General features: G+C 46.7%; 7 protein-coding genes. 5 read left to right on the plus strand and 2 right to left on the minus strand.

Features of this window, described 5'->3' with window-relative positions; translation table 11 throughout:
- Positions 1 to 888: RecQ family ATP-dependent DNA helicase (locus AC4E7D_RS11340; RefSeq protein ID WP_490173906.1), on the minus strand; the 888-nt coding region annotated here is incomplete at its 3' end.
- 232 nt (positions 889 to 1,120) lie between these two features.
- Here AC4E7D_RS11340 and AC4E7D_RS11345 point away from each other — a divergent pair.
- The 4 genes from AC4E7D_RS11345 to lptB all read left to right on the plus strand — a co-directional run bounded on the left by AC4E7D_RS11345 (position 1,121) and on the right by lptB (position 4,093).
- The gene (locus AC4E7D_RS11345) at positions 1,121 to 2,086 is read left to right on the plus strand and encodes a KpsF/GutQ family sugar-phosphate isomerase (protein ID WP_490173907.1); all 966 of its coding nucleotides are present in this window, start codon (positions 1,121 to 1,123) and stop codon (positions 2,084 to 2,086) included.
- Complete coding sequence (gene tatC / locus AC4E7D_RS11350) at positions 2,086 to 2,928, plus strand: twin-arginine translocase subunit TatC (protein ID WP_490173908.1); 843 nt, start codon at positions 2,086 to 2,088, stop codon at positions 2,926 to 2,928. The genes AC4E7D_RS11345 and tatC overlap by 1 nt, the downstream gene beginning before the upstream one ends.
- Complete coding sequence (locus AC4E7D_RS11355; RefSeq protein WP_490173909.1) at positions 2,909 to 3,250, plus strand: carboxymuconolactone decarboxylase family protein; 342 nt, start codon at positions 2,909 to 2,911, stop codon at positions 3,248 to 3,250. The genes tatC and AC4E7D_RS11355 overlap by 20 nt, the downstream gene beginning before the upstream one ends.
- A 102-nt stretch (positions 3,251 to 3,352) precedes the next feature.
- The gene (gene lptB, locus AC4E7D_RS11360) at positions 3,353 to 4,093 is read left to right on the plus strand and encodes an LPS export ABC transporter ATP-binding protein (protein WP_490173910.1); all 741 of its coding nucleotides are present in this window, start codon (positions 3,353 to 3,355) and stop codon (positions 4,091 to 4,093) included.
- On the opposite strand, the gene AC4E7D_RS11365 is transcribed toward lptB, so the two are convergent.
- Positions 4,090 to 4,863, minus strand: a complete 774-nt coding sequence (locus tag AC4E7D_RS11365; protein ID WP_490173911.1) for a CDP-alcohol phosphatidyltransferase family protein — start codon at positions 4,861 to 4,863, stop codon at positions 4,090 to 4,092. The genes lptB and AC4E7D_RS11365 overlap by 4 nt on opposite strands.
- A gap of 149 nt (positions 4,864 to 5,012) precedes the next feature.
- Here AC4E7D_RS11365 and AC4E7D_RS11370 point away from each other — a divergent pair.
- The coding region (locus tag AC4E7D_RS11370) for a lipoprotein N-acyltransferase Lnb domain-containing protein (protein ID WP_490173912.1) at positions 5,013 to 5,216 on the plus strand (204 nt) is incomplete at its 3' end.

The following is a 5,216-nucleotide window of genomic DNA, read 5'->3' on the forward strand; positions in this document are numbered from 1 at the left end:
AAAGGCAATAGTGGCCACCACCACATCCACTTCTTCCATCAGGAACATGTCCTGGTAGCGCGATCGGGTCTTAGCGTCAAAACCTGCATGATAGGGAACTGCACTAATCCCGTTGACCTGAAGCACCTGTGCCAGCTGTTCCACACGTTTTCGGCTCAGGCAGTAAACAATGCCGGATTTCCCTGTATTTTTCTTTATAAAACGAATGATATCCGCATCCACGTCCTTGGTCTTGGTGCGGACCTCGTAGAAAAGATTGGGCCGGTTAAAAGAGGCCTTGAACACTTTGGCATCTGCAATGCCAAGGTTTTTGATGATATCCTCCTGTACCTTGGGTGTTGCAGTGGCAGTAAGGCCAATGATCGGGATATCATCCCCAAGACGGTTGATAATGCTGCGCAGGTTTCTGTATTCCGGGCGGAAATCATGCCCCCATTCAGAAATACAGTGGGCCTCATCGACCGCAACAAAGGATAGGGGAACCGATTTCAGGAAATCTACATAATCCGCTTTGGTTAGGGACTCCGGTGCTACATACAGCAATTTGGTAAGCCCGTTCCTGATATCCTCCTTAACCAGTTTTACATCAGATTTGGTGAGGGAGGAATTCAACACATGGGCAACACCTTTATGAGCCGTTACCCCTCTTATGGAATCTACCTGATTCTTCATCAGGGCGATAAGGGGCGAGACCACAATGGCTGTGCCTTCCTGTATCAGGGCAGGTAACTGGTAACAAAGGGATTTACCCCCTCCTGTGGGCATAATTACAAAGGTATGCTGGCCGCTGACCACACTCTTGATAACCTCTTCCTGTAAACCCTTAAAATTGGAAAAACCAAAGTACTTCTTTAGTGAAGCACGCAAATCCATCTCTTTCAATTGCATTCCTTATTCAATTGCTTGGCACTGTCAATGCAGTGTCTTTCTTATCAAACCATACAGATGTCTATATTCAATTTTGGCAGGTGGATAGTATTGTAGCAGTCGCTCTAACTTTAAAACAGCGATTCCGTAAAGTTTCTTTAATTTTGCTGTATTAAAGATAACATATTCTTTTAGAAACTGTTTATTTATCCAAACAAATTCTTAAAACAAAACCCGCTAATCCTACGCGAAATTGAAGGACAGTAAAGCCATAATCTCCCTGGCAAAAAAAACCGTAGCAACACAGAGTGAAGCGATCCAAAATCTCTCCCAGTATATCGATGAGGATTTTGTAAACGCTGTGAACTGCATCCGGAATGCAGAAGGCCGGGTCGTGATCTCTGGGATAGGGAAAAGTGCCATTATCGCTGCTAAAATTGTAGCCACCCTGAATTCTACGGGTACCCCTGCCATCTTTATGCACGCGGCCGATGCCATTCATGGTGACCTGGGCACCATCCAGAAAGACGATGTGGTCATCTGCATCTCAAAAAGTGGAAATACCCCGGAGATCAAAATGCTGGTCCCTCTGATTAAAAATGGGAAAAACCGCCTCATCGGCATGACCGGGAGCATGGATTCCTTTCTCGCCAAAAAGGCCGATTACGTTCTCAACACCCATGTGGACAAGGAAGCCTGCCCGAATAATCTGGCGCCTACCACAAGTACCACTGCCCAATTGGTTATCGGGGATGCCCTGGCCATTTGCCTTTTGGAATTACGAGGGTTCAGCAGCAAGGATTTTGCCAAATACCATCCCGGAGGTACCCTCGGTAAGCGACTTTACTTGCGCGTTTCTGACATCGCCCAGAACAATATGATGCCCATGGTACAGCTGGATACGGATGTTAAAAAGGTTATCGTCGAGATTTCCGAGAAAATGCTGGGTGTTACCGCTGTGATGAAAGATAATAAGATCGTAGGGGTAGTTACCGATGGGGACATCAGGAGGATGCTCAACAAATACGACAATATCAACGGACTTATGGCAAAGGATATCATGACCTCCAACCCCAAGGTAATAGAAGCAGATGTCCTTGCCGTAAAAGCGCTCAAAATCATGCAGGACAATGAAATTTCACAGCTGCTGGCTGTGGAAGGAGACCGGTACATTGGGGTAGTTCACCTGCATAACCTCATAAATGAAGGAATACTGTAATGGCAAAATTAGCTAAGGACCCCAATGAGATGTCCTTCCTGGACCATTTGGAAGAGTTACGCTGGCATTTGATACGCTCCACACTGGCTGTGGTGATCATTGGCTTTGTGGCCTTCCTGATGAAGGATTTCATTTTTGACACCATCATTTTCGGTCCGAAGAAACCAGATTTTCCTACCTACGGATTGTTTTGTAAACTCTCCCGGATGCTGGGCTTCAGCGAGGCTTTTTGTGGCGATGAACCCCTGTTCCGAGTTCAGAGCCGGGTGATGGCCGGGCAGTTTTCTGCCCACATTTGGACCTCAATCTGGGCAGGTGTGATCGTTGGGTTTCCCTATATCCTATATGAATTGTGGAAATTCATCAGCCCGGGACTCTATGAAAAGGAAAGGAAATACTCCAGAGGATTTATCCTGATCGCTTCCCTGCTGTTTTTCATCGGGGTGTTGTTCGGGTATTATGTTGTTGCACCCCTTTCTATCAATTTCCTGGGGAGCTATACCGTCAGTGAGGAAGTATTCAATGATATTGATTTAGCCTCCTATATTTCAACGGTAAGGGCTTCTGTGCTTGCGTGTGGGATCGTATTTGAGCTGCCCATTGTGATCTATTTCCTGACCAAAGTGGGGCTCGTTACCCCGGAGATCCTGAAGAAGTATCGGAAAATTGCCCTGGTCCTTGTACTCATCCTGTCGGCTATCATTACCCCTCCCGATGTCGCCAGCCAGATCATCGTGGCTGTACCTGTACTTATTTTATATCAGGTAAGCATCTATATTTCCAAAGTAGTAATCAAACGCGAAGAAAAACAACGCAGCAAGCATGTCAAACCCAGTTCATGATTTTAACGAATACCGTTCCCGTATGAACGAGAAACTCCTGGGAGCGGACAACAAATTAATCAAACGCATCTTCAACCTGGACACCAACGCCTACAGTCCGGGTGCCCTGGATGTAAAAACAAAGGAATTGCTGGGCTTGGTCGCCTCTGCCGTGCTGCGCTGTGACGATTGTATTAAATACCACCTGGAGAAAGCCCATGAAAATGGGGTCAGCAAGGAGGAAATGATGGAAACCCTGGGAATCGCCACGCTGGTGGGTGGCACCATCGTAATCCCTCACCTGCGAAGGGCCTACGAATTCTGGGAACATTTGGAATCCTGAAACAACGCCCCGTTCTTCATCCTGAAGGCATCGATTTCATTAATATTCCGTTAATTCACCAGACTATTCCCGATTATATGTTTAGCTTTATCCCTGATTTTTATGAAGCTCAGAGCTGAAAATATTATGAAGGCCTATCGGGGCCGAAAGGTGGTCAAGGGTATCTCCCTTGAGGTCAATCAAGGGGAGATCGTAGGTTTGCTGGGGCCTAATGGGGCCGGTAAAACGACTTGTTTTTACATGATCGTTGGCCTGATCAAACCCAATGGTGGGCGCATTTACCTGGATGACACCGAAATCACAAAATTTCCCATGTACAAACGGGCGCAAAATGGGATTGGGTACCTGGCCCAGGAAGCTTCCGTATTCCGTAAACTGAGTATTGAAAAAAACATCCTCAGTGTGCTGCAGCTCACAACTCTAAGTAAAAAGGAGCAGCACATGAAAATGGAGTCCCTTATCGAAGAATTCGGTTTGAGCCATATCCGTAAAAACCGCGGTGACCTGCTATCCGGAGGGGAACGCAGACGAACAGAAATTGCCCGGGCCCTGGCTACAGATCCCAAGTTCATCTTGCTCGATGAGCCCTTTGCCGGGGTAGATCCCGTAGCCGTAGAGGACATTCAGCGTATTGTGGCCCAGTTGAAGAACAAGAACATCGGGATATTGATAACGGATCACAATGTTCAGGAAACGCTGGCCATCACGGAACGTTCCTATCTGATGTTTGAAGGGGGGATCCTTAAATCAGGGGTGCCTGAAGTTCTTGCTGAAGATGAAATGGTCCGGAAGGTCTATCTCGGACAAAACTTTGAACTACGAAAGAAAAAACTGGATTTCTAGTCGGTTTCCACATTTCCCTCCCCTGTTTTTGCTCCATACTTATTGATCAGAGAACTAATCACGTAAAACAAGACAATTGCCGTAATGGCCAGGTATTTCATGGTCATCAGCAAGACAAGGCTTACGGCTATGAAGGTGTAGCGCAGGGCGTTATCCCTGAACGACCAATTTTTAAATTTCAGGGCAAAAAGCGGAATATTCGCATTTAGTAAGACCGAGCTGACCACGGTAACAACAAGCAGAAACCAGGGGTTAAGGATCAAAGTATTGAGCGCATCATTGCCCTGGTAAAGCAAGATCAAAGGGAAGGAGATGATGAGCAGGGCATTTGCCGGTGTGGGTAACCCTATAAAAGAGGTCACCTGATCCTCATCTATATTAAAACGGGCCAGGCGGTACGCTGAGGCCATGGTAATTAAAAATCCAGCAAAGGGTAACAGGCTGCTCGCATCAAGAGGTCCTTCCCTGAGTGCAGGATTAAATTCACTGACATTCCATCCCCCGGTCTGCGACATTCCCAGAAGCTGGAACATGATGATTCCCGGAACCAGGCCACAGGTGATCATATCCGCCAGGGAATCGAGCTGTATCCCCAGCTCAGTCTGCGCATCGAGTAGTCGCGCAGCAAGGCCATCAAAAAAATCAAAAAAGATCCCGAGGATCACAAAAAAAGCAGCCAGGTGTAATTCATTGAGTACAGCAAACACCACAGCAATGGAGCCGCTGAGTACATTTAAAAGCGTAAGTAATTGCGGGAGATGACGAATCATGGATGGCTGTTTGGAGTAAAAATAAGATAAATTTTCAACCCATTGCAGGGTCCCGTATTTTATTCAGATATTTGTTGCAGGAGTCTTTCACAATATACAGCAGTTCATCAATCATGCCCTTGAGATATCGTTTCCTGTTTGCTTTCCTGATGGCCATAAGTCTGGGAAATGGCCAATCCCCAATCTTGTCAGATGCCGCTGAGATCAGCGTGCTTACCTGCGGGTCGGGACAGGAACTGTACTCGGCATTTGGCCATAGTGCCTTCAGGGTACAGGATCCGGTTCAGGGCATTGATGTGGTCTATAATTACGGGACTTTTGATTTCCAGGCCCCGAATTTCTATACCAATTTT

The organism is Lentiprolixibacter sp. (genome assembly GCF_982873095.1).

Excerpts from the sequence above, each read along its gene's own strand:
- tatC (WP_490173908.1), top strand. The coding sequence starts at position 2,086 with ATGGCAAAATTAGCTAAGGACCCCAATGAGATGTCCTTCCTGGACCAT.
- AC4E7D_RS11355 (WP_490173909.1), top strand. The coding sequence starts at position 2,909 with ATGTCAAACCCAGTTCATGATTTTAACGAATACCGTTCCCGTATGAAC.
- AC4E7D_RS11365 (WP_490173911.1), bottom strand. The coding sequence starts at position 4,863 with ATGATTCGTCATCTCCCGCAATTACTTACGCTTTTAAATGTACTCAGC.
- lptB (WP_490173910.1), top strand. The coding sequence starts at position 3,353 with ATGAAGCTCAGAGCTGAAAATATTATGAAGGCCTATCGGGGCCGAAAG.